At 43.6% G+C, this 25,557-nt stretch carries 21 protein-coding genes and 1 pseudogene; 18 read left to right on the plus strand and 4 right to left on the minus strand.

Translation table 11 applies throughout. The features are described from left to right. Positions 1-11 precede the first annotated feature (11 nt). From OC443_RS18880 to fecE, 8 genes are all read left to right on the plus strand, one after another. Entirely contained in the window at positions 12-701 is a 690-nt protein-coding gene (locus OC443_RS18880; RefSeq protein WP_234976313.1) for a 1-pyrroline-5-carboxylate dehydrogenase, read from the plus strand. A 63-nt stretch (positions 702-764) separates the two neighbouring features. Beyond that, positions 765-2,255: a sodium/proline symporter PutP gene (gene putP / locus OC443_RS18885; RefSeq protein ID WP_073579453.1), complete on the plus strand. Its 1,491-nt coding sequence runs from the start codon at positions 765-767 to the stop codon at positions 2,253-2,255. Positions 2,256-3,278: 1,023 nt separating this feature from the next. Next, positions 3,279-3,668 carry a hypothetical protein gene (locus OC443_RS18895; protein ID WP_073579451.1) on the plus strand — a complete coding sequence of 130 codons (390 nt, stop codon included), beginning with the start codon at positions 3,279-3,281 and terminating at the stop codon, positions 3,666-3,668. A 193-nt stretch (positions 3,669-3,861) separates the two neighbouring features. Beyond that, positions 3,862-6,009: a TonB-dependent siderophore receptor gene (locus OC443_RS18900; RefSeq protein WP_083601492.1), complete on the plus strand. Its 2,148-nt coding sequence runs from the start codon at positions 3,862-3,864 to the stop codon at positions 6,007-6,009. A gap of 80 nt (positions 6,010-6,089) precedes the next feature. Beyond that, entirely contained in the window at positions 6,090-7,004 is a 915-nt protein-coding gene (locus OC443_RS18905; RefSeq protein WP_073579570.1) for a Fe(3+) dicitrate ABC transporter substrate-binding protein, read from the plus strand. Next, positions 7,001-8,002, plus strand: coding sequence for a FecCD family ABC transporter permease (locus OC443_RS18910; RefSeq protein ID WP_073579450.1), 1,002 nt, complete (start codon positions 7,001-7,003; stop codon positions 8,000-8,002). Before OC443_RS18905 ends, OC443_RS18910 begins: the two co-directional genes overlap by 4 nt. Then, positions 7,999-8,958, plus strand: coding sequence for a Fe(3+) dicitrate ABC transporter permease subunit FecD (gene fecD, locus OC443_RS18915; RefSeq protein WP_073579449.1), 960 nt, complete (start codon positions 7,999-8,001; stop codon positions 8,956-8,958). Before OC443_RS18910 ends, fecD begins: the two co-directional genes overlap by 4 nt. A gap of 6 nt (positions 8,959-8,964) precedes the next feature. Continuing rightward, positions 8,965-9,729, plus strand: coding sequence for a Fe(3+) dicitrate ABC transporter ATP-binding protein FecE (gene fecE, locus OC443_RS18920; protein WP_200796868.1), 765 nt, complete (start codon positions 8,965-8,967; stop codon positions 9,727-9,729). Positions 9,730-9,752: 23 nt separating this feature from the next. On the opposite strand, the gene OC443_RS18925 is transcribed toward fecE, so the two are convergent. The 4 genes and pseudogenes from OC443_RS18925 to OC443_RS26465 all read right to left on the minus strand — a co-directional run. Beyond that, the gene (locus OC443_RS18925; protein ID WP_073579447.1) at positions 9,753-10,763 is read right to left on the minus strand and encodes a LacI family DNA-binding transcriptional regulator; all 1,011 of its coding nucleotides are present in this window, start codon (positions 10,761-10,763) and stop codon (positions 9,753-9,755) included. Positions 10,764-11,066: 303 nt separating this feature from the next. Beyond that, complete coding sequence (locus OC443_RS18930) at positions 11,067-12,083, minus strand: LacI family DNA-binding transcriptional regulator (protein WP_073579446.1); 1,017 nt, start codon at positions 12,081-12,083, stop codon at positions 11,067-11,069. A gap of 109 nt (positions 12,084-12,192) precedes the next feature. Further along, entirely contained in the window at positions 12,193-13,005 is an 813-nt protein-coding gene (locus tag OC443_RS26460; protein ID WP_449361593.1) for a methyl-accepting chemotaxis protein, read from the minus strand. Positions 13,006-13,014: 9 nt separating this feature from the next. Further along, a pseudogene (locus tag OC443_RS26465) lies at positions 13,015-14,202 on the minus strand (FIST signal transduction protein); the annotation flags it as partial. A gap of 959 nt (positions 14,203-15,161) precedes the next feature. Between OC443_RS26465 and OC443_RS18940 the strand changes: the two are divergent. The 10 genes from OC443_RS18940 (at position 15,162) to tssK (ending at position 25,555) form a co-directional block, all read left to right on the plus strand. Beyond that, positions 15,162-15,446 carry a type VI secretion system PAAR protein gene (locus OC443_RS18940; protein WP_073579445.1) on the plus strand — a complete coding sequence of 95 codons (285 nt, stop codon included), beginning with the start codon at positions 15,162-15,164 and terminating at the stop codon, positions 15,444-15,446. Beyond that, positions 15,430-16,692, plus strand: coding sequence for an SEL1-like repeat protein (locus OC443_RS18945; RefSeq protein ID WP_083601490.1), 1,263 nt, complete (start codon positions 15,430-15,432; stop codon positions 16,690-16,692). Before OC443_RS18940 ends, OC443_RS18945 begins: the two co-directional genes overlap by 17 nt. Before the next feature lie 252 nt (positions 16,693-16,944). After that, positions 16,945-17,484, plus strand: coding sequence for a type VI secretion system contractile sheath small subunit (gene tssB / locus OC443_RS18950; RefSeq protein WP_073579444.1), 540 nt, complete (start codon positions 16,945-16,947; stop codon positions 17,482-17,484). Positions 17,485-17,550: 66 nt separating this feature from the next. Further along, positions 17,551-19,023 (plus strand): type VI secretion system contractile sheath large subunit, encoded by a 1,473-nt coding sequence (tssC, locus tag OC443_RS18955; RefSeq protein ID WP_073579443.1) that lies wholly within the window; start codon positions 17,551-17,553, stop codon positions 19,021-19,023. Position 19,024: 1 nt separating this feature from the next. Then, positions 19,025-19,462 carry a type VI secretion system baseplate subunit TssE gene (tssE, locus tag OC443_RS18960; RefSeq protein ID WP_073579442.1) on the plus strand — a complete coding sequence of 146 codons (438 nt, stop codon included), beginning with the start codon at positions 19,025-19,027 and terminating at the stop codon, positions 19,460-19,462. Between the two features lie 3 nt (positions 19,463-19,465). Further along, on the plus strand, positions 19,466-21,238 hold the full coding sequence (gene tssF / locus OC443_RS18965; protein WP_073579441.1) for a type VI secretion system baseplate subunit TssF: 1,773 nt from the start codon (positions 19,466-19,468) through the stop codon (positions 21,236-21,238). Then, positions 21,202-22,209 carry a type VI secretion system baseplate subunit TssG gene (gene tssG, locus OC443_RS18970; RefSeq protein WP_262021776.1) on the plus strand — a complete coding sequence of 336 codons (1,008 nt, stop codon included), beginning with the start codon at positions 21,202-21,204 and terminating at the stop codon, positions 22,207-22,209. Before tssF ends, tssG begins: the two co-directional genes overlap by 37 nt. A 3-nt stretch (positions 22,210-22,212) precedes the next feature. Beyond that, on the plus strand, positions 22,213-23,721 hold the full coding sequence (gene tagH / locus OC443_RS18975; protein WP_073585610.1) for a type VI secretion system-associated FHA domain protein TagH: 1,509 nt from the start codon (positions 22,213-22,215) through the stop codon (positions 23,719-23,721). 2 nt (positions 23,722-23,723) lie between these two features. Next, the gene (tssJ, locus tag OC443_RS18980; protein ID WP_073585609.1) at positions 23,724-24,215 is read left to right on the plus strand and encodes a type VI secretion system lipoprotein TssJ; all 492 of its coding nucleotides are present in this window, start codon (positions 23,724-23,726) and stop codon (positions 24,213-24,215) included. Positions 24,216-24,220: 5 nt separating this feature from the next. Continuing rightward, positions 24,221-25,555 (plus strand): type VI secretion system baseplate subunit TssK, encoded by a 1,335-nt coding sequence (gene tssK, locus OC443_RS18985; RefSeq protein WP_073585608.1) that lies wholly within the window; start codon positions 24,221-24,223, stop codon positions 25,553-25,555. The last annotated feature ends 2 nt before the right edge of the window (positions 25,556-25,557 follow it).

The raw sequence follows: 25,557 nt of genomic DNA on the forward strand, positions 1-25,557 counted from the left end.
AGATGATGACTATGGAATTAATCTGCTTTTCTGATGCGCATACAGCATGGAAATACTGGAATCTTATTGAGTTTGAACAACGGTTTGAGATCTTAAGCTGCTGTGCTGAACAATTAAAAGCGCAGGATAAACAATTAGCTGCAATGATGCAGTTCCATCTGGAAGCTGCCAGACCGTTGACTTCAGTTTGCCAGGAATTGCACGGGCCGACAGGTGAAACGAATGAGCTTTACATGTCCGGACGAGGCGTTTCTGTTTTGTTTCTCAGCAGCGTTGACAGCGCTCTGGCTGCCGGAATTGCATTGCTGTCTTCGGCGCTTATTACCGGAAACAGTGTGGTGATCTCCAGTAATGACAATACATTCGTCTCCATACTGAAACCTGTGATGACATCAATAAATATACCTGAAAAATTAATTCAGTTTGTATCAGAAGAAGCGGGTATGACGATGCTTTCTTCTGATATCCGGAGTGTTGGATTTGTCGGAAACGAATCAGATGAAAAACAATTGAACCGGGCTTTAGCGCAGCGCCACGGGGCAATTGTGGGTCTGGTTTCTGAGACGGATATGGAAAATCTGCCTGTTGCACATGATCCGTATCTGTCTTTGCGCTTTGCGACTGAACGAACCCGCACGATTAATATTACTGCAATTGGGGGCAACGCCTCCTTACTTGAAGTGGGGCATTCCCCACACTAGATGTATCGTTGTATCCACAGGCTGGAACACAGGGAAGGCGATCTATAAAACGAGGAAATATATATGGAGAATAGCTTTGCTATTACATCAACCTTTATCGTATATCTGATTTTGATGTTATCGATAGGGGTTTATGCATACTTACGAACGAAAAACTCAACGGATTACTTTTTGGGTGGGCGTTCTTTAGGCCCCTGGCCGGCTGCTCTTTCTGCCGGCGCTTCGGATATGAGTGGCTGGCTATTGCTCGGCCTTCCCGGTTATACCTATGCGGCAGGTATAGAGTCACTATGGCTTGCCGGCGGGCTCTTAATCGGGAACTGGATTAACTGGTTAATCGCGGCAAAACGGTTACGGACCTACAGTATTACAACGGATTCGATTACGATTCCTGAGTTTCTTTCCCGCAGATTTAATGACAATTCAAAACTGATCCAGAGTATTTCAGCATTCTTTATTTTGCTGTTTTTCCTTTTTTATACCAGTTCGGGCTTAGTTGCCGGTGGTAAGTTATTTGAAACTGTTTTTGGATTAGATTATTCGACTGCTGTGATTGTCGGGACCGTTTGTGTTGTTTCATACACATTATTTGGTGGCTTTCTGGCGGTTTCATGGACGGACCTGGTGCAGGGGCTGCTTATGGCTGCGGCATTATTAATTGTTCCGATTGCAGCGATGGAAGGGAGTTTCAGCGATGTGCATGATCAACTGATGCATATTAATCCTGAATTATTAACCCTCTGGCATGGTATGGATGGTAAACCTTTGTCCTTGATCGCGATTATTTCCCTTGCTGCATGGGGATTAGGATATTTTGGGCAGCCTCATATTCTGGCCCGTTTTCAGGCAACCCGATCCAACAAAGACATCGGTGTTGCCCGCAGAATTGCGATTGGCTGGTCTGCTGTTTCAATGTTTGGCGCTGTTATGGTGGGATTCATCGGGCTGATTTATGTGACCAACCACCCGACTCTGACACTGGGTGATGGCGAAAAGATTTTCATGATCCTTGTGAATGCTGTTTTCCACCCTGTGGTTGCGGGTATCCTTCTGGCTGCTATCCTGGCTGCCATAATGAGTACGGCTGATTCTCAGTTACTTGTATGTTCATCTGCGTTAGCAGAAGACTTTTATAAACAGGTACTCAATAAAAATGCATCTTCCGAGCAGATTGTTGTTGTTGGCCGGATCTCCGTCATTATTATTTCGGTTGTGGCACTGATTCTTGCCATGACGCCGGATAGTTCAGTACTAGGATTGGTTTCTTATGCATGGGCTGGATTTGGGGCGGCATTCGGTCCGGCATTAGTAATGAGTTTATTCTGGTCGCGTATGAACAGAAATGGTGCGTTAGCCGGAATTGTCGTGGGTGGTATCACCATTGTGATATGGAAACAGTTATCCGGCGGCATTTTTGATATTTATGAAATTGTTCCCGGAATGATCTTTTCTACAATTGCCATTGTGTTGTTTAGTCTGCTCTCTGAAGAACCCGATCAGATGATACAGGCACAGCATGCAACCTACCTGAATCAGTTGAAAGAATTCGACTAGCATTTGTTGCCGATAATCCGGTCTTAAAAAATAAGGCCGGATTATTCCTGTCTTATACCCAAGCAACCTGAAGATGCAGGGTTCAGCGTGCAGCCGAAAGGTGCAGTTCAAGGAAAGGGAATGCAGGAATGTACCCACCTTTCAAATTCTCTTGACGCAGAAATGTGCCTTTCAGCTCACGCCCTACGGGTGAGTTTGTCAGGCTCTGATACGGCGTTACTGATTTTCAACGTAGAATGACTATGTCTTCAAATCAGTGCCTTGTCTCAGAGCCTGACAAATCTCACTGAAACCTGCATCTTCAGGTTGTTTGGGTATATACTGTGAAAAATATCATTATTTTGTTCGATTTGTGCAGCTTATCACTGAATTTGTATCGACTTCTGACAAAATGTCACTTTCTTAATACATTTTGGTTTTGAGTGTATCGGAGGTTGTATGGTCAAGGCGTATTGCCCGGTTTGTCAAAAAATCACACCTCATAAATCTATTATGCGACGTAGTCCAAGCGACCATTGCTCCCGTTTACAAGTCATCCAATCTTTTATCAGTTCACTCATGCAAGGCAATCATTATTACAAGTTGGAAAGACAATGTTTTTGCCGTGTTTGTAATCATCAAAATATCCCTTCTGCTCTGTCTTTTACTGAACCCAGAATTTCCTGATACGTTTTAGTTTAACTGGCTGCTGTTTTTACAGTGTAAATCAGACTTATGCGATTTTTTAATAAGTGCTTTGTTTTGTTCTCGGATCAACCTGGCCAATAGTGTGTCTTCTGGTTGAATGGGTATACACTGTAAGCAGATGGTGGTTAATTATTATACCGGATACTTTCGATATTGAGTCTGTGCAAAAGTTTTCTATGCTTATATATTAATACATTGAATCTGCTTCATTGCTGACAGTTGATTGTTTCTGGAAACTATTTCGTATCGTGTGAGACTGTATAACGGATAGATCTTTCCTGAAAGCGTCAGGCTCTGAAGTATGAAGGGCATGGCTATGGTGATGAGGGAGGGAATATGAAGCGAGCAGTGTATTGCACAAAACGGTTAATCACGAGTTTGATTATTGTCGCTTCCTTGTGTTTATCTGGTTGTGACTTAAAGAATAAATTAGAACGTTGGTTGAATGAAGAAACATACAATTTCAATGGTGTTTATTCTAATCAGTATAATAATGATCAACTCATTTTCAAAGACGCAAAAGTATTGATGAAGACGAATGGTGATGAAACGCTTTTTCCATTTTCAGTTGATGAGACGTATTTGCATATCCGGGTCAGGCATAGTACCAGAGAGAAAAGACCGGATATCGTGATGCGGATTCATGGTAATGGGGAAGTCTTGACTTGCAGCGCTTGTGCGAGATATCGGTTGAGTAATATTTGGGTGAAGGAAAATGTAAACTGATTGCGCATACAATAACCCGAATGAAATTAACTGAAAATTATCTCTGTCTTTTCTTGATAACTTATTGAATATTCGATCAATTACTTTAATTCAGGTGATAAGCTCTATCATTGGTGTAAATAATCATTTGCAATGATAATCAATCTCATTATGATTGCTAATCCAATATAAAGCTTAACTTAATCAGAGTCGTATGAGTTGCCTTGCTAAGAATATTCAAAATTCCAGCCTGAGAATTTTAACCAATAAAAAACTAAATCTGTTTTATTCACTGTCATTGCTGAGTGTTTCTGTGTCAGCAGCAGTCAACGACCCGCAATCAGTTAAAGATCCTGAGGCAGACAATATAACCGTATATGGTCGCGCTTTGTCTGTTTACAGGGCTGAAAACACTTCGCTGGCAACCAGAACGCCAACTCCGATTGAAGAAGTGCCTTTATCCGTCCAGGTGCTACCTCAACAGCTGATTGAAGATCAGGGTGCTCGTCAGATTACCGATATGTATCGTTCTGTCAGTGGTGTCAGTCAGTTCTCATATTCCTATGTGACGTTTCGTGGTTTTCGTCAGGATGAAATCCTTTATGACGGTGTGCGGGGAAACCCGTTTGAGGGGTTGGCTGTGCCTCAGTTATTCAATATTGAGAGAGTCGAAGTATTAAAAGGCCCTTCAGCAGCGATTTCCGGAAGTGGAGAACCGGGTGGTGTGATTAACTATGTCACCAAAAAGCCAACTTATGAAAATCACCGGAATGTCAGCTTAACCGGAGGAAACCAGGACTTTGTCAGCGGAAGCATGAGTTTGTCCGGTGCTGCAAACGATGATCGTTCTCAGCGGTATCGCATTGGCGTTTATCAGGACCATGAAAATCCATCCCGTAAGAATACAGATATCCGGAATCGTATCATTGACCTGGGATACGAATGGGATCTGACCCCGGATACCACATTGGGTGTGCAATATACCGATATTCTGCAGCATTATGGTGGCGGTAGAATCAGAGGTATTCCAACGGATGATCAGGGAAATTTCCTGACCAGTACAGAATGGAATGCCAATGATGCCAGCGATCATCTTTCTCTTGATGCTGAAGTTTATCAGGTCCGGCTAAATCATGATTTTAATCCCTGGCTTTCTGGTGATGCCACATTCAGGTATTACGAGAATGAAGATATTCAAAAATATCATGAACCAAAGAAGTTAAAAGATACGGATGATGACGGGATTTATGACTGGGTTGATCGGGAGTACCGGGATCAGCTGAGAAAAAATAAAGCCGGCTCTGTCACGGCGAATCTGGTCGCGGAGCTGGACAGTCATACATTATTGTTCGGGATGGATTATTACCGGCTGGACAGTGAATTCATTTATTACAAAGCTTCGTCAGCCGGTGGCGTGTCAGGCCGGAGTCTGATTAATCCTGATTATACGCCGGATGATGTCAGTCTTTATACCTATCAATTAGCAAAACATACAGAGACTCGATCTGAACGTTATGGCGCTTATGTTCAGGATCAATGGGTACTGTCAGATGCCTGGAATCTCTTATCCGGTATCCGGCTGGATGGCTATCATGATGAAATCAATGATATCCGTCAGAGTAATTTTGAGAGCTATACCGGCTCAGGTCTTTCATACCGGCTGGGTTCAACTTACAGACTCAATAAGCAGCTACACCCGTATCTCGTTGTTGCAACAGGCTTTGTCCCTCAGGATGCAGCTGATCAGGCAACAGATAATGGCGGACCATTTGATCCTGAAGAGAGCCGGATGTATGAAGCAGGCATGCGAAGCTATTGGTTTGATCATCGTTTAAGTGCCAATCTTGCCTTTTATCACATCACGAAGCAAAACGTATTACAGACTGATCCTGAAGATGATTCAAAAATGGTTGCCTACGGAAAAGTGCGCAGTCAGGGGATTGAAGCTGATTTGATGGCTGATCTGACGGATAACTGGGTTGTGAATTTATCTTATGCCTATAACGATACGATTGTGAAACAGGCATATGACGGAATCTCCCGGACTGTGGGACGTCGTTTTGCCAATGCGCCGCATCATCAACTGGGATTATGGACACGTTACGATTTGCCGTTTATCAACTCTTCAGTTGGGTTTGGTGCTGATTACGTCGGGCAGCAGTGGAGTCAGGATGGACAAATTGTTCAGTCTTACACGGTTTACGATGCATCGTGGCAAACACACTGGCAAGACTGGAAGTTCCAGCTGAATGTGAAAAACCTGTTTGATAAAACTTATGCTGTTAGTGGTTTTCTGGAACGTACCGGTCATTTCCCCGGAGAGCGCCGGCGTATATATCTGACGGCTGATTACTCTTTTTGATCTGAATGAGTTGTGAACAATTTGTTCTGATCAGTGATGCCCGGATTCTTACCGGGCTTTCATTGCGGAAATATAGATTGATGCAGACCTTAACCCGAAAAATATGTACCCCAGGTTTTATCTGGCTGATTTTGTGTTTTATTGCCACCGGTTGCTCAGCTGCTGTGACTGTTGAGGACAGACACGGAACATTTCATCTCGATGAGGTTCCTTCGCGAATCGTCGTGCTCGAATTCTCATTTGCTGATGCACTGGCGGCTGTTCATGTCAGCCCTGTCGGAATAGCCGATGATAAAGACCCCAACCGGTTATTACCGGAAATCCGTGAACAGTTTTCCGGCTGGGTCTCTGTCGGAACCCGCTCTCAGCCATCATTGGAAATGATTGCATCTTTGAAACCGGATCTGATTATTGCTGATGCTGGCCGACATGCTGCTGTATATGATGATTTATCAAAAATCGCGCCGACGTTATTACTGTCATCCCGCCGGGAGAGTTATGAAGAAAACCTCAACTCTGCCGCTGTGATTGGAAAAGTCATCGGGAAAGCACAGGAAATGCAGGCCCGTCTGGCGGAACACAAACGCCGGATGCAATCCTACCGGAAACAACTGCAATCACTGTCCGGGAAAACAGTGCAGTTCGGTGTTGCCAGAGAAAACGCCTTTTACGCACATCCAAATATGTCCTACGCCGGTGGTGTCATTCACCAGTTAGGATTTGGGTATCCACCCTCACTACTAACGTCAAATGCATCCCGTCAGATTGGTGTTGAACAGTTGCTCGCACTGAATCCGGATTATTTGATTATTGGTGACTATTCCTCAAAGACTATTGTTCATACCTGGCAGCAGCAGAGCCTGTGGAAACTACTGAAAGCGGTTCAAAAGCGGCATGTTATCTACGTGAATGGTAATTTATGGTCCCGGTGTCGTGGTATTTTAGCTGCTGAACTGATGGCCAAAAATTTACTGCAATTTGTGACTTCTTCATGAATCACTCAAAGCTTCTCAAATCCGGTCTGCTCATATTGATGATCGGGATTATTTTGTGTTTGAGCTGGGCCGGCGCAGTGACCTTTTCGGCTTTACCTGTGCCATGGACTGCTCCATGGGATATGATTTCTCATCCTCAGTCTGCCTCTCTGGCTTCGACACTGCTTTTTGAAGTGCGTTTTCCCCGGTTAGTAGCCGCTGTGTTGACTGGTAGCGGTTTTGCTGTTGCAGGCGTACTGATGCAAACGTTGTCGAAAAATCCGCTGGCTTCACCGGGGCTCTTTGGTGTGAATGCAGGTGCTGCTCTGGGCGTTGCTTTAGCGTCCACATGCCTGCAATACCTCCCTTTACTGAGCCAGCCGGTTGCGGCAATCTTCGGTGGTGCTGCAGCCTGGTGTGTTGTGATGTTACTGGGGAAAGCCGGACGAGCCGGTCACGAGAGTAAGCGGCTGGTTCTGGCTGGTATTGCTGTGTCTGCATTGTGTGGTGCCGTGACAAAAACAATCCTGATATTAGCTGAAGATCAGGCGACATCGGTTATGACCTGGCTGGCGGGATCCTTTGCCGGTATCAGCTGGCAGCATTTATTCTGGAGTGCTCCAGTGTTGGTGACATGCCTGATTATTTCCTGTTCAGTCTCTCCTCAGCTGAATCTGTTACTGCTTGGTGATGACAGAGCCAAAACTCTGGGTGTTCGTTTAGGTGTTGTTCGTTTCATCACAAATATGCTGCTATTCGTTCTTGTTGGTGTTTGTGTCAGTTGTGTTGGGGCCATTGCATTTGTTGGTTTAATCGGTCCTCACATTGCCCGGTTCTTTTTTGGTCATGACCATCGCTGGTTATTACCCGGCGCCGCTTTGACCGGCGCGATACTAACGACAAGTGCTGACCTGCTGAGCCGCGCCATCATTTTTCCGGCAGAGACACCGGCAGGTGCTGTACTTGCGTTAATCGGAGCACCATGTTTTATCTATCTGGTCAGGAAGAAAAAATCATGAGTGCCTTGTTTAAATATCTGACTTTGTGCGGATTGTTGTTGATCAGTTTTGTTCTGAGTCTGCGTTTCGGTGCGGTGACACTGGAGTGGACCCAACTGCTAACCGGATTGAGTAATCATGGTAACCATGCGTTTACGATTTATGAGTACCGGCTTCCCAGAGCGTTGCTGGCGGTTATTGCGGGCGCGATGCTATCTGTATCCGGGGTTTTAATTCAGGGCGTGATCCGTAATCCGCTGGCTTCCCCTGATATTTTGGGAATCAGCCATGGCGCAGGGTTGTCCGCCGTTGTTTTTATGATTTTTTTCCCCGGGCTCAATGTCTCTTACATCCCCTGGGTTGCAATGTGTGGTGGCTTGTCGGCCGCTATTATTCTGGCTTTTATTGTCCGGGGAGATTTAGCTCCGGTCACACTTGCGGTGACCGGTGTTGCCCTCTCAGCATTATTTGCTGGTGTGATTGATTTCATTTTGCTGATTCACCCGTTTGAAATCAACAATGCCTTGTTGTGGCTGACCGGAAGTTTATGGGGAAGAGGCTGGGAACAGTTAGCCTTATTACTGCCATGGGCGATTTTTCTTCCGGTTGCTTTCATATTCAGCCACCCGCTCAATTTGCTGGTTCTGGGAGAACAAAGAGCAACGACGCTCGGCATACCGGTTTACATGATCAAAGTGGCGGTGTTGCTTCTTGCTGTGTGCTGGACATCTTCCGTGGTTTCGGTCTGCGGACCGGTCAGCTTTTTGGGACTGGTTGCGCCGCATTTAGCCCGCAGGTTGTTCGGCGGGCGTCACCAGCTGATTATTCCGGGAAGCATGTGTATTGGTGCATTGCTCCTGATTTTTGCGGATTTTTGTGCCCGGACGATTGCGCCGCCAATAGAGTTACCCGCCGGTATTTTAACGGCATTGATCGGTGCGCCTTATTTTTTATATTTACTGATGAAAATGAGATAAATCATGATATTAAGTACAGAAGATCTGGTTGTCGGATACGGAGAACATCCCATTATTCATCATGTCGATCTGAAGATTCCCGATGGGAAAATTACCGCACTTATCGGTCCAAATGGGTGCGGAAAATCAACGTTATTAAAGGCTTTGGCCCGGCTGATGTTACCTCAGCAAGGCTGCATCCGGTGGATGGAAAAAGATATACGTGAATACTCACCTAAAAGCCTTGCCCGGTGTTTATCCTTATTACCTCAGTCTCAGGAAGCTCCGGAAGGAATTACAGTACGTGAAATTGTCGGTTATGGCCGTTCGCCCCATACCGGTTTCTGGGGGCGGCTCAGTGAATTTGATCAAAGAAAAGTGGCTGAAGCAATGTCATTAACCGGGGTGAGTGAGTTTGCTTCCAGGGATGTTCTTTCGTTATCCGGTGGACAGCAGCAAAGGGTGTGGCTGGCAATGACTTTGGCGCAGGATGCTGACTATATTTTTCTTGATGAGCCGACAACATATCTGGATTTAAATCATCAGGTTGAACTGATGAAACTGATGCGTTCACTCAATCAGCGAGGCAAAACGATCGTGACTGTTTTGCATGATATTAACCAGGCATGCCGTTATTGTGATCATTTGATTGTGATGAAGTCCGGTCAGCTGATTGATCAGGGAACGCCGGAACAAGTGTTAAACGATGTGATGCTGAGAGATGTTTTTGATTTGGAGGCAGAAATACATCGCGACCCTGTTTCCAAAACCCCGATGTGTATTGTGAAATAAAGACCAGATAGGATCATCAATGATCAGGTTGGTTGAGAGGATGGTAAAATGGAGTTTCGGTGGATGATTCTGCCCGTGAATTCAATCTGATTCGGAGACATCTGATTTTGTGCCAGTTTTAAAGCCAGATGAATTGCACTCTCTGTCATTTCTTCTATCGGAATACTGACCGTTGTTAATGGCGGAAAAGCATATTGTGATATTGGCGAATTATCTATGCCCGCAATTGACATATGCTCCGGGACACCAATTCCTTTTTCAGTCAGCGCTTTCAGGCTGCCTACAGCCATTTCATCACTACATGCGAGAATCGCTGTAAATTTTACCGGGCGATGAAGCAGGTCCTTACACGCCTGATAACCTTCCATAAAATGATTGTGCCCTGATTCTGTCAATGCCGGATCAAACGGAATCCCAAACTCCGCTAATGCCTGTCTGTATCCCTGTAGTCTGGCTATGCCCGTATGAGTTTTCAATTCTCCGGTAATACACGCAATTTGCCTGTGCCCCATCTGAAGTAAATAAGAGGTAATCATATAAGCTGCACCGGCCTGATCGAAAGTGATGCAGGGTAAAGCAGGATTCGAAAACTGGCGGTTTATCGTGACGATAGGGATCTGAATTCTGTGGGTGAGCTCGGTTAACATCTTTTCCGGCATGTGGCGACTATACAAGATAATCGCATCACAGCAACGGTCACTCAGCAGTAAAATCGATTCTTTCTCCATCACCGGATCATTATGTCCGTCGGTGACAATTAACTGCTTTTCATAATGCTCAGACGAGCTGGCAGCCTGTTTGAGCAGTGAACCGTAATAAGCGCCTTCAAACTCCGGAACTACCAGACCAACAGTGTTGGTTTTACGGGTTATTAATGCTCTGGCTACTGAGCTGGGCCTGTAATCTAAAGCATTTACAGCTGAGATTACTTTTTGTCGGGTCGCATCAGAGACTTGTCCTGTATTGTTTAAAACACGTGAGACAGTGGCTTTTGATACACCGGCAGCTTTACATACATCAGCGATAGTTGTCATAAAACTCCAGTTATTCGATTGTCTTAGAGGGTGCTGGTTAGCCTGAATTCCCAAGAAAAGGAAGTCTTTTGCCTCTTTGTTATGGATATTTCAATAGTAGCAATAATTTGGAACCGGTTACAATTTGTTGCCTTAAATTTGAATCAGGTTTGAATTTTTATGAATACCCAAGCAACCTGCATCTTCAGGTTGCTTGGGTATATCTTTTGAATGGAGCCTGATTCAAAGGCTGTTATAAGCAGCCAGTTAACATTGATTAATGATATTTTTATTCATATTTACGCGTCATATTCAGTTGTTAAACTATAACAGGCTTGCACAGGGAATCCCGGTAGATTCACGGGCCTCCAGCATTCCTGAATATTCATAGTGATGAGAATTCAGGGTGTTTTTTTCTGACAGACTGACCGCCAGATTGACGGCATCGGCAGTTAATTTTTCTACAGGAAGAGAAACGGTCGATAAACTTGGAATTGCATAAGAGGCGGCAGGCTCATTATCGATGCCGATAACTGAAATATCTCCCGGAACGGAGATATTGTTGTCGTGTAATGCCCGGATAGCGCCAATCGCCATATTGTCATTACAACAAAAGAGAGCCGTAAATTGCGCATCTTGCTCCAGAAGCCGGAGTGCTGCCGAGTAACCACTGGGGAGGGTGCTGTTTCCCTGAACGATCAGCTCTTCCTGAACAGGAATGTTTCTGAGATTCAGGCATTGTTTATAGGCCTGAAGCCGCAGTTGACCGGTTTGACTGCTGAGCGGTGTTGCAATACATGCGATTTGCTGATGCCCCAAATCTAATAAATGGTTCACCGCAATTTGAGCGAGTTGTTGCTGATTAAATCCAAAACTGAAAAGCAGTTCTTCTTCGAGGCAACGGTTCAGCACAACCAGCGGAATCTGCAATTCTTGCTGGGCTGTTGCTAATTGTGTTTCTGTCAGGTGCCGGCTGTAAACAATAATTGCATCACAGCGTTGAGCAGAAAGAGAATGAAGTGCTTCGATCTCGCCACTCATATTATCGTGGCTATCCATCACAAACAGTTTTTTGCGTTTGAGCTGGAGTATCTGAGCTGTTTTCTTCAGAACCGAGCCAAAGTAGTTATTTGCAAAATGAGGCAGAATCAGACCAATTGAGTTTGATGTGTTGGTTGCCAGTGCCTGAGCCAGCAGGTTGGGTTGATAACCCAATTGCTCCATGATGGAGAGAACATGCTGCCGGGTTTCTTCCTTGACTTGTCCGCTATGATTAATGACCCGGGAAACCGTTGCCTTGGATACTCCGGCTGCTTTACAAACATCATTAATCGTAGCCATTTGATTCCTCTTTCATTTTTTCTGAATTCCAACCAAAGCCATCTTATCCAATTTATATGAAAGATGTTAATACTCTCTGCTCAAATTGCGGAGCAGAGAGTATTATTTTTTATCGCCCGGTCAACTTTGAAATGGTCTGAATATTTTGATCGATGTGCGATAATTCTCCCTGTACGGAATCAATTTCATTGATGCTTGCCTGAATACTGCCGGAAGCTTCCTGAGAAAGGGATAACATTTTGCTCATTTCATCGTTGAGATCAGATGATGATTCTTTCACATGCTCCATGATTTCAACGGTGGTTGAAATAACTTCTTTAATCGAGTCAATTGAAGAGTGAAGGCTACTGATTGTGTCTCCGGTGGAGCTCAGGCTCTCCTGAGTACTCTGCGATAAATTCCTGACTTCGTCGGCCACAACTGCAAACCCTCTTCCCTGTTCTCCGGCCCGGGCGGCTTCTATTGCTGCATTGAGCGCTAAAAGGTTTGTTTTTTCTGCAATACCATCAATCACATCCAGAATATCCTGAATTTTATTTGAATTGTTTTTCAGGGTTTCAACATAGTTTTGAAGTTTATGGCTGTGTTGTGTCTGCTCCCTGACTTTAGCGGACATTGAAATGAAGCGCTGCTGAACGGTTTGTGTCGCTTCTGAAGTACTGTTAGCAAATAACGCAATGTCTTTTAGGTTACTCAGTAAATGGTCCAGCAGATCTTTATACTGAATCAGGTAATGAATATTTTTTTCCTGTAAGGAAACCGTTTTACGCAGGCTTTGTAGCTCTGTCTCTATAAAGTAGCTTTTGTAGTTACCATAATAGAGTGGGAAGTTTTCAGCATGTTCATCATAGAAACTATCCGTTTCGTTCAATTTGTAGAAACCAAGTGCCGTTAACGTTTCATTTTGATGTACACCAAGCATTTCCCCGAAGCTGCTAAAGCCAGCAACCGCCGGTATTTGATCAAAGTTATGAACTGCCGCAAGAGACGCGCTGTTATTCAGACGACGCAAAATGCAGTCATTTGCAATCATTGCAATCGGATTCCCCGGTTTGCCCCGTTGAAAAGAGGCATAATCCTGTTGTAACGCCTGATTGAAGTCTTTGGCTTTCACCAGATATATTTCATCGCCAAATGTAAAATCACAGAAGAAGTTAATATGGCCGGTATCAATATCAATACTTGCAATTGAACGGATATAGATTTGTCCGCCAATTTTCACACCAAAACTATATTTGTTTAATTTGTCCCCTAATGCCTCTGGCTGACAATGGAAGTGCTCGCACAACATTTCTACCGGGGTTTTTAACGTCATCCGGTTTTCATCAAGCAGCGTTCTGACCGTCCGGGTTTCTGCATCTGCTTCTGCAACAGTGAAAGATGTCGATGTCGGTTCAAAATTATGTGTTTTTAAAATGCCGTAACGGATAGATGGCGCCAGTTTAACAAATATAACCGTGGCACAGTTCGGAGCTATCTGACCATTGATTGCAATATCAGCCCGGGAGAAGTCCATTTTTCCCCCGGCTGAGCCCCCGATGAAATAGCATGGGAGTCTTTCCGACTGGTAGAGAGCTTTGACAAAAAAGTTTTCTGAAGCGGATATGCCATCGAAAAATGTCAGGGCAAGCGTATCAAGGTAATTGATGGAGAAAGGGAGCTGAACTTTTTGAATTTCCCGTTTGATTTTCTCAACACGCTCATCTTTACCAAGTTTGATCTGCCCGGCTTTAATATCTTCACAAAACAGAGGTATTTGTGCGATAGCTACATCGGGAAACAGGCGGGAGCTGAAACTCTGTAAGACGATATTATCCCATTCGCCTTGTGTCTCGTGGTACAGACCGTCAGGTTTTCCGCCTAATTCTCCGGCAGTCATAATTGAGACAACATGTTTTGAAAAAGGCATTGCCTCTTTGAGTTGCCGGGAAACTTTATCAAAGTCAAGGTGAGGTGACACAAATGCCAGAACAAGAGATGTTGAATCATCTTCAAAGCTCATTTCCCTGAGTTTATCTGATGCGATTTCTCTGCTGCGAATCACTTTAACTTTGACATAAGTTTCTTGTTGTTGTGAAGATGATATACTTTTCTTTTTTGGGCGGAAAAGGCTCAACATAAATCCTCTTTATTCATATTTCTTCCAGATGTAATCGATTATATTTACTTTTCAGCCATACTTTCATATTTCTGAACGCTGGCTTTCTGTTATTGGGAATAAGCGGTCATACTTCCTTTATCTAAATAACAGCCCCGGTGTATCCAGATTTTTCGGGGGAAGCTCTTATTATCCTATCTTTTTAGATATAACACTTTATCACTGATTGCCAGTGTTTTAGTCATATTTTAGAAATTGAGATATAGCCGGATGTAATTATACATAAGGTTGAATATCAAGATGTAGTGGCCTGATCAAATTATTATATTTAATTTTATATAGTAAAAATGGGATTTTAAGAAAAAATAATGAAAAAACGGCGTTGTTGATTTGATTGTCATTAATGTTAAGCATACTCACAAAAAAATTAATATCCCTGATTTGTGTGGGGTTTATTCGTGTTTGAGTTTGATGGAGACTTATTTCATGAAAATGAAATAAATGTCAACAATAAGGATGATGAAATGAATACATGAAATTTTGGGTGGATATCACAAATACTCCAAATAGATTTAATTTGTCGAATTAACAGACATCAATCAACGCACATTTCTCAACAACCAAAACGAGCATTATGTCAATTTATGGTCAATTTTCTCTCGTTTGGCGGTATAAAATGTTGAGTTTCTGCTGAATTATAGTGTTTTTTGTGACTTTGTTTCCTTGGTGGGGTGGTTTTATTGATATATATATTTTTAGTGTTTTGGCACTAGATTATTTTGTCAATATAGGGGAAAATCGTTTCCAGAAAGCTAATCGGGCAAATTGTTGCTCGATTCAGGCAATAAATTGCCTGAGTGGTTAAAAAATACTCTAAAAATTAGCTCAAATAAAAAGAAAATATTAGGAATTCAATAGTATGGTGAATATTTGATTAAGTATTCGCCATATTTGGATTCACTAACAACGATGAGGCGAATATGGGAAATGGAATAGTTGTCGGCCATATAGGGACCGACCATGCTGGGTTTCCGCCAACACCGGTACTTGCTGGTTCTGGCACCGTAAAATACGATGGTATTCCTGCAGCTCGTAAAGGTGATCCACTGGCTCCGCACGCAAAACCTAAACACCCCCCTCACGGACGATCAATTTCTGGTGGTTCAAGTACAGTCATGATTGATGGCAAACCAGCTGCAAGAGTTGGAGATGCTGTAAGTTGTGGTGGTTCTTTGAAAGGTGGTAGTAGTGTCAATATTGGCTAACAATGTCGGTATTTTATCTCGTGTAGCGTGCTTGGGAATTGCTTTTTCAATACAATCTTTTCCTCTTTTTGCTGCATCATTCAATATACCTGACAAACTTATTCCTGATCCGGTCGCAGAAACGACGGAGTCAGTTAAAGCTAAAGCGACTGCTGAATTAGTTAAAGAAGTGAATCAGAATAAATCTTTAACGAAAGATGCGGAAGAGAAGAAAGATGCCGGTAAAAAGGCTGATATCGCTGATATTAAAGACGCTGATGATGATTCGCAGAATGTAAAGATTATTGTTGCGGATGAACAGACTTATGATTATGACATTGAGTCGATGACGCCTGAGCAGGCTTATAAAAAAGGTCGTCTTTTAAGAGCGCAGTTTAAAAACAGTGATGCGCGGGCTTATCTTCGGTATGCCGCGGATAAAAAACATGCTGATGCTGCTTATTTATACGCAGTAGAGCTGATGAAATATAATGCAACGGTCCGGACACCTGCTGAAGCCAGAGAATATATTGAGCTATCGGCGAAGTTAGGAAATTTGCATGCGATGAGATATCTCTATAGGCGTGGTGACTGGCTTCGTCCAAGAGATCGAAATACCTGGAAAAAACGTTATCATGATGGTTTGATTGCTTTTGCTGAGCGCAACCCTGCAGAAGCGACTTATTTGCTTTCTTTATTTTTCCAAAATAGTGTGCCGGATAAATCAGAGTATTATCTTCGTCGTTCAGTGAAATATAGCTATCCACTGGCGTTGATGGAAAAAGCACGCAGAGAGCAGGGAAGTGGTAGTCCCCAACGGAAATTTTCAACAGATGGTAGTCGTGATCCTGATGTATTACGTACCTATAAACAAGCTGCATCTGAAGGTTTTATTCCGGCAATTAAAGCATGTGTTGAGTTATATGAAGCCAGAGATGACTTTCAGGAAGCTTTCAGATGGCGTTTGAAAGCAATTGATGCCGGGGATTTAACATCGCTGTTTGCAGTTGCAAAGATATATTCTCATGAAGCTGCATCATACCGTTTTGTCGATAAGGATTTAATTAAAGCACGTGCTTTCTCTGAATTGTACCTGGATTTTGCCGGGGATGATCGCTTTACAAAATTACACCAAATGGTTGAGCAGTTTTTTGTCGATGTTACTGAACAATTAACGCCTCCGGAAATTACCGAGGCAAATGTTTTTGTGACTGGCTATAAAGAAAAAACATTATTTTACAATCACGATATTTATTGGGATTTGTAATTTTTTTGAAATATTACGAGATTATTTAAATAGTATGTCTGGCTATCGTGTCTGTTGGGCACTTAATAAAAAATAATAAATGACAAAACAGATATATTACTATCATTTTTTTGTATTCGGGGATATCCGGATATTACGGAGTGTCTTCATCTCATACTTATATTAATGAATAAAGTTTGTTTCATTGGTATTTTGATTGTGAGATGAAAATCGGTAAGCAACGACTATTGGCATAGGTATTGGAGACTTTTTATGTCTAAAGAAGGTAGTGTCGCTCCCAAAGAGCGCATTAATATTAAATATGTTCCTGCAACCGGAGATCAACAAGCTGAGATAGAGCTTCCAATGAAGACCCTGGTCATTGGTGACTTTAAAGGTCATACAGAAGAAACTCAGATTGAAGATCGCCCGACAGTTTCAGTTGATAAAAATAATTTCGAATCAGTTATGCGTGAAAGTAACCTTTCAGTTAGCACTTCGGTGAAAAATAAACTGAATGGTGAAGAAGATTCAGACTTACCTGTTGAATTAAGCTTTAAGTCACTGTCTGATTTCGCTCCTGATTCGGTTGCATCCCAGGTACCTGAACTGAAAAAGTTAATTGAACTGCGTGAAGCGTTGGTTGCTTTGAAAGGCCCTCTGGGGAATATCCCTGCATTCAGAGAGCGTTTACAAGAGCTGATTGCATCAGGTGAATCGCGTGACAAGCTACTTGCTGAATTGAATATTATCAGCGGTGGTGAAGGTGAATCTGCTGAAGCTGAGTCAAAGCCGGAAGAACCTCAGGAATAATTGTCGACGTGATACATAAGGTATTTCGTTTAACATTTTTTATACGTCAACTTAGGAATTTGATTGATGTCTGCTACAGAAACGGTACTTGAACAATCGCAGGCCGGTGAAGCGAGCCTGCTTGATGAGATAATGGCGCAAACCCGCCTTGCTCCTGACGAAGAAGGCTATGACGTAGCCAAGAAGGGCGTTGCTGCGTTTATTGAGAATCTGATCGGTTCTAATCAGGAATCTGAGCCTGTAAATAAATCTCTTGTCGACCAGATGTTGGTTGAATTAGATAAGAAAATCAGTGCTCAAATGGATGAAATCTTACACGATGAGCAGTTCCAGCAAATGGAATCTGCATGGCGTGGATTAAAACTGCTGATTGATCGTACGGATTTCAGAGAAAACAACAAAGTCGATATCATCCACGCGACTAAAGAAGAGTTGTTGGAAGATTTTGAATTTGCTCCGGAAACTTGCCAGTCAGGTTTGTATAAGCAAGTTTACTCTTCAGGATACGGTCAGTTTGGTGGTGAACCAACAGGTGTCATGATCGGTAATTATGCCTTTACGCCATCGACTCCGGATATGAAGTTACTTCAGTATATGGCTTCTCTGGGAGCAATGGCTCATGCGCCATTCCTGTCCAGTGTTGGTCCTGAGTTCTTCGGTATTGACTCATTTGAAGAGCTGCCAAATATCAAAGATGTGAAATCTATCTTTGAAAGCCCTAAATTTACCAAATGGCGTTCACTGCGAGAATCTGAAGATGCGCGCTATCTGGGTCTGACTGCGCCTCGCTTCCTGTTACGGGTGCCGTATGATCCAATTGAAAATCCAATTAAGACTTTCAATTATCAGGAAAATGTTCGTGAATCTCATGAGCATTATTTGTGGGGTAACACTGCATTTGCACTAGGTACGCGTATCACAGACAGTTTTGCCAAGTACAGATGGTGTCCGAATATTATCGGCCCACAAAGTGGTGGTGCAGTTGAAGATCTGCCAGTCCACGTATTTGAGTCAATGGGTGCGTTGCAGGCGAAGATTCCTACAGAAGTTCTGATTACTGACCGTAAAGAATTTGAACTTGCCGAAGAAGGCTTTATTGCACTGACCATGCGTAAAGGTAGTGATAATGCTGCATTCTTCTCAGCGAACTCGATTCAAAAACCAAAAGTCTTCCCGAATACGAAGGAAGGTAAAGAAGCAGAGACTAACTACAAACTGGGTACTCAGCTTCCTTACATGATGATCATCAACCGTCTTGCGCACTATATTAAAGTGCTGCAACGCGAACAGATTGGTTCATGGAAAGAAAGACAAGATCTTGAACGTGAATTGAACACCTGGATTAAACAGTATGTCGCTGATCAGGAAAACCCACCAGCAGACGTACGTAGCCGTCGTCCACTTCGAGCAGCGCGTATCGAAGTGACCGATGTAGAAGGCAATCCTGGTTGGTACCAAGTGTCTCTTGCAGTTCGTCCTCACTTTAAGTATATGGGTGCGAACTTTGAGTTGTCACTGGTAGGGCGTTTAGATCAGTAATATGTCTTACGTTGCACCTGAAGAGGTTGCATTTGGCGTCGGCTTCTTTGAACGACTGGAAGCCGGCGATAAACCTGCGTCTCTGACGCAGGGACCAGATGCCGATGACGTGCTCTACTCGATTAAGCGGAATGTTTCTAATTTACTGAATACGCGCGTGGGAGGAGCTCAGAGTGCACCGGATTTGGGGTTAGTTGATTTTAATGACGCCACTCTGGAAACTCTGGATCTTTCAGTCAGAATCCGTTTAGCCATAGAGCAATGTTTGAATCAATATGAGCCACGGTTAAAAAATATTGTGGTGACATCAGAGAAAGATAATTTTAATCCACTGAGCCTTAGGTTCAGCATCGTTGCAGAAGTGAATACAAGTGCGATTCACAATACAGTGAAGCTGAGTTTGTTGCTGGATCAAAATCGTCAGTATCGAGTGTATTAATACATGGCACAAGATAAGTATTTTCGGGAAGAACTTTCATTTTTGAAAGAGCAGGGAAAACATTTTACTGAGGTTCATCCTCAGTTGTCTCGTTTTCTGCATGGTCAGGTTACCGACCCTGATGTTGAGCGTTTGCTGGAAGGTTTTGCATTTCTGACGGCGCGTTTGAGAGAAAAAGTTGAAGATGAATTTCCTGAATTAACCCATTCACTGATTAACATGCTTTGGCCGAACTATCTTCGTCCGGTTCCCAGCATGAGTATCATCGCATTTGAACCCAAATCAAGTGTGAGCGAAAAGCATGTGATCAAATCCGGGGTTCAGCTTGATAGTGCCAGAGATGTATTAGGCACAACGTGTCATTTCCGTACATGCCGGGATGTTTCGCTGTTTCCGCTTGTCATTGAAGGAATTACCTCTCATCACACCCGTGAATCGAGTACGGTGAATATTTCATTGATGATGCAGGGGGAAATGTCAGTCGGTGAAGCACTGGTTGATAGTTTAAGGTTTTATCTGGGTGGTGATCTCTACAGCGCACAAACGCTTTATCTGTGGCTGAATCACAATTTGGATAAGATTGTGATTGATGTTGACGGAACTGAATTTAGTGTTCCGGGAGATGCTCTGAAATCTGTAGGTTTTTCAGGTGAGGATGCATTATTACCTTATCCAAAGAATGTTTATGAAGGGTACCGGATTCTTCAGGAATATCTGTCGTTTCCACAAGCGTTCCATTTTATTGATGTATTTTCTTTGGATAAAGTGATTCCTTCGTCAGTACGTGGTCGTATGACGATGAAAATTCGTTTTTCAAAGACATTACCAACGGATGTCCGAATCAACGAAGAGAGTTTTCAGCTTTATTGTGCGCCGATTATTAATCTGTTCGAACATGATGCAGATCCGATTGATCTGACGGGTAAACAGTCTGAATACCGGATTATTCCATCGAGCCGCTATCCTTCTCATTATGAAGTGTTTAGTGTCGATGGTGTGTATGGCTGGCAGGATAAAACTCAGGACAGTCAGAGAATTCGTGGTGAGAAACGGGTTTATCACCCTTTTGAGAGTTTCCAGCATCAGGTGGAACGGGTCCGTAACCGCCAGGTTTTGTATTACAGAACCCGGGTAAAAGATAGTATTCGTGGCGATGGGTTTGACTCGTTCGTTTCCTTTATACGAGGAGATGAAACGCGATCGATCGATGTCGACGAAGCGGTTTCTATTCAGTTGACCTGTACGAACCGGTTATTACCCATAGAACTGGGTGTTGGAGAAATTTGTCAGCCGACAGATACTTCACCCGATTTTGTCACCTTCAAAAATATAACGATCCCATCGCAGCCACTGCGACCAGTGCTTGATGGTAGTTTGCTTTGGGGGCTGATTTCAAACCTCTCACTGAACTATCTCTCTCTGCTATCTAAAGATGCACTGAGTAGTGTATTGCGTGCTTATGATTTCAGAGCTTTAGTTGACAGGCAGGCGGAACGGGTTGCGAAGAAGCGCCTGGCCGGAATCATTGATATTAAATCAAAGCCTGTTGATAAGTTATTGAGAGGATTACCGGTTCGGGGATTGCAATCCGAAATTATGATTGATCAGACTGGGTTTGGTTCAGAAGGTGAGTTGTATCTGTTTGGTCGGGTTTTGAGTCACTTTTTTGCGTTGTATGCCAACATTAATTCTTTCCACGAACTGATTTTGGTCAATGTTAGTAATAATGAGAAGTATACATGGGGAACCCGGATCGGAATGCAGCCCTTGATCTAGAGGGTGAGCAAAAAGAATGTCAGTTGCCTGAGCGGGTCAGGTCATATAACTTTTTCCAGCTTGTGGAGCTGTTGCAGCAGCTACAGGATACAAATCCGGAAGACGAAAACTGGGAAATGTTGTGCAGTTTGCTGTTTAGTGCAAACCCAAGCCTGGGTTTTTCTCCGGCTGATGTGACTGATTTGACCCGTTTTGACGACGATCATCTGGTTTTACAGACAAACTTTTTTGGTTTGACGGGGGCTCAGTCACCATTACCGGGATTTATTCTGGAGCAACTGGTTGAAGAAGAAAGTGGCGGCTTTCGTCGGCCTTTTCTGGATTTCTTTAATAACCGGCTGATCACCCTGGTTTATCGTGTCTGGCGTAAATATCGCTATTATGTCCGTTTTCAGGATGATGCTCAGGATCAGTTTTCGCAGCAATTATTTGCGCTGGTTGGATTAGCTGATCCTGACCTGCGCGGCGATACACCAATTAACTGGTGTAAGATGCTTGCTTATGCGGGGGTTCTGGCAGGAAGAAGTCGCTCTCCGCAAGTGGTTGCCGGGATCATCGCACACTGCTTTGATTTGGAAGATGTCACCATCCGGCAGTGGGAAAAACGGAAAGTTGCGATTAATCCTGAGCAGCAATTTTGTCTTGGCAAGCAAAATGGTCAGTTAGGCATGGATAGTGTTGTTGGTGAATCTGTCATGGACTGCAATGGTAAGTTTGTTGTTTGTGTCAAAGGTTTATCCCGTGAGCGTTTTACAGATTTTCTTCCGATTGGAAAGGAATTTCAGCCGTTATGTAAGCTGGTTGAATTCATTCTCAGGGAGCAAATGGCATACGATATTGAATTATCTCTGGATGAGAACGAAATTCCGGAACTTTGTTTGAATTCTGAACAAGGTGTGGCATTAGGCTGGTACTCATTCCTGGGGAATAAGAATCTGAATAACAATGTGCTGATACAAGTAAGGCAGTAAAGTATGACGATAGAAGAACAGCCTTTACTCAATATGGTTGTCGTGAACGTACAGTTGCTTGAGTCTGGTTTGACACCTCAGTCAGCCTGGACACCGGATGGTGGTCGTATTGGGACCTCTGTGGATAGCTTTTGGCGGCTGACAGATAAGAATGGCAACATCCAACCGAATCATGCTCAGATTGAAACGATTGACGGGGCTTTCTGCCTGCGGGATCTGAGTGGCGAAACTTATGTGAATGGTTCTTTGATGCCTTTAGGCAACGGAAAACTGGCGAAGTTAGAAAACAAAGATGAGGTTCAAATCGGACCTTATAAAATCCGGGTTTATCTGGGCCAGAATATCAAAGAAGACATGGCATCCAACCACGTTCTGGAACAAATGTTTGACAGTAATCAGGATACATTGTTAGCGGATGATAACGGTGAAGCTGAGCTGTTAGGTGTTTCAACAGAGCAAACCGGGGTGATTGATCCGTTGTTAGCACTCGAAGAAACAATGGTGAAAGTCGAAGATGACAGCAACGCTTTGATCGAAGGTGTGGAAGAAGAACCTGAGGCTGATGAAATAGAAGAACAACGTATTCTATCTTCTGAAGGTTATGAGTCTCAGAATAAAACGCTGCAGGAAACTCAGCAGGAAGATGGGGAATATGACATGACTTCCTCCATCAGCCTGAAGAAAATTTTTAGTTTTGCCGGTTTTAATAAAACCGGCAAAAAGTCAAAACAACGATCTTTACGGCATCAGACTTCTGAGAAGACAAATGAGCCAGTAAATAACAATTTAAATGCAACAGATTCAAACCAATCAGAGGGCTATGGAATGGATGAAAATGTACTGGATCTTCTTGAAGAAGAAGTAGCAAAAAGTATGGTGTCAAAACCCGCTCAGTCTGAAGCCGGAAAACATTACGGGCAGCATCTTTTAACCGGGCCGATGCTGGATGGTCTGGGTGTCAATTTCCTGAATGATCAGGATATGGAAAAAATGCATTTCCTGTCAGAGGAAATTGGCCAGTCGCTTCAGTCATGTATTAAAGGATTACTGGAACTTCATCGTCAGGTTGATCATGGCCGGTTTGAAATGCTGAACCGCAATTTGCAACCCATTGAAGATAACCCGTTGAGATTGGGTCTTTCTTATGAAGAGACGCTGAAAACATTGTATGACTCAGATAAGAGTCTGGTGCATCTCTCCGCGCCGGCAGCGATTGCTGAAAGTTTAAAGAATATTCAGGATCACAATGATGCTGTATTACATGCCACGACAGAAGCACTACAACAAATTCTGGCGGCATTTTCTCCACAGGTTTTGTTGCGCCGTTTCAATAACTACAAGCGTCTGCATGAAGTGCACAATGAATCCGAGGAAGCCTGGGCATGGAATATGTACAGCAATTATTATCAGGAACTGACTTCAAACCGTCAGAAAGGTTTTGAGAAGCTTTTCTGGGAAATCTTTGAGCAGGCATACGATAAGAAAATCCGAGAAAAACAACTGGAGTTCTGACTGTGAAAAAACTGGCTTTTATAGTGTTGGTTTTAACGATGTTGTCGGCTTGTAGTAGTGGTGGTGATGATCCTTCTGAAAACTATAATCCGGCTCAGGAGCCGACAGAAGTGACATTTAGTATGGTCATTGATGATGGCGTCAATCCGAATATCTGGGGTGAGGCTTCACCGGTAGAAGTACAGGTATTTGAGTTAGAAGACGACTCGATGTTCATGTCAGCCGATTATGATGCAATTAAAGAAGATTATAAAAAGGCGCTGCGAAGTAATTTTGTCCGGGACTATGACTATGTCCTGATGCCCGGGCAGTTTAAGTTTGTCGACCAAATCCACCTATCTCCGGATACACACTATATTGGCGTGATGGCTCACTTTGCCGAACCGGAAGTCAGTGAATGGAAGAAAGCAGTCAAAGTTCTGAACAAAGGACGTAAGTACCATTTGCTTATGTACTTTAAAGATTACGATGTTAAATTAAAAAGAGTGGAATAGTTGAGATGTTTGCCCGTAACCGTGTCATCTGGAATGAAGGTCTTTTTATAAAACCTCAGCATTTCCAACAGCAGCAACGGCACACCGAATATTATATTGATGAGCGAATGAACACTGTCAGTCGTTATCTGTATGGTGTGGCTGACCTGACTTTAAACCCTGAATATCTTGCATTTGGTCGAATTGCGATTGAACGTGCCACCGGTGTGATGCCTGATGGAACTGTATTCAATATCCCTCAGGAAGACGCAATGCCGGAGCCATTGGAGATTCAGGGTGAATCTGTTGCCAATCAACTTGTTTATCTGGCGCTGCCATTACGAACCGAAGCATTGATGGAAGTGACCTGGCCGGAAGAACGCGGTTCAGGCCGCTATGTCAGTCGCCGGATGGATATTCGTGATGTGCAGAGCATGCAGGGGGATACAACGACAATTAACGTTGCACCTGTTTGTATGCAACTCATGCTTGAATCAGAAGATCGCAGTTCTTATGCATCTTTTGCCATCGCCCGGATTCAGGAAAAGCGGCCTGATGGCAGTGTGGTGTTGGATCCTGAATTTATCCCTTGTCATATCAATTCATCGGTCAATGTTGCCCTTCACCGTGTGGTGACTGAAATGGCCGGTCTGATGTTGGAGCGGGCCAGAAATATCGCGCAGCGTATCAGTTCTCCAAGCCAGGGCGCTGTGGCGGATGTCTCTGACTTTATGTTGCTTCAGGCTCTAAACCGTATGCAGCCGCAAATGGAGCATCTGGCGAAATTGCGCAGTTTGCATCCGGAGCGTCTCTTTGAGTGTCTTGCCTGCGTTTGTGGTGAACTGTCCACATTTACTGATGAGAGCCGTTTACCACCGTCGATTCCGGTTTATAACCATGACATGCCTTCGGACTGTTTTATGGAATTGATCCGGTATCTGAGACAGAGCCTGAGTGTGGTTCTTGAACCACGCGCTGTGTCGATTCAGCTGGATAAACGTAAGTATGGTCTGATGGTCGCACCAATCCACGATAAGGTGTTGATGGAAGATGCCGACTTTATCATTGCTGTGAAAGCGAAAATGCCTCTGGACGAGTTGCGCCGGGTATTTGTTCAGCAGACCAAAGTGGCTTCAGTCGAGAAAATCAGAGAACTTATCTCATTACAATTACCAGGCATTCCATTGGTTGCCCTTCCTGTTGCACCACGACAGCTGCCATATCATGCCGGGTACACTTACTATCAATTAGATAAATCAAGTTCAGCATGGTCAATGCTGCATCAGGCCAGTGGATTCGCATTCCACGTAGCTGCTGCATTTGAAGACCTTGATTTACAATTCTGGGCAATAAGGAGTTAATT

The sequence above is a fragment of the Vibrio quintilis genome (genome assembly GCF_024529975.1).
GTDB lineage: Bacteria > Pseudomonadota > Gammaproteobacteria > Enterobacterales > Vibrionaceae > Vibrio > Vibrio quintilis.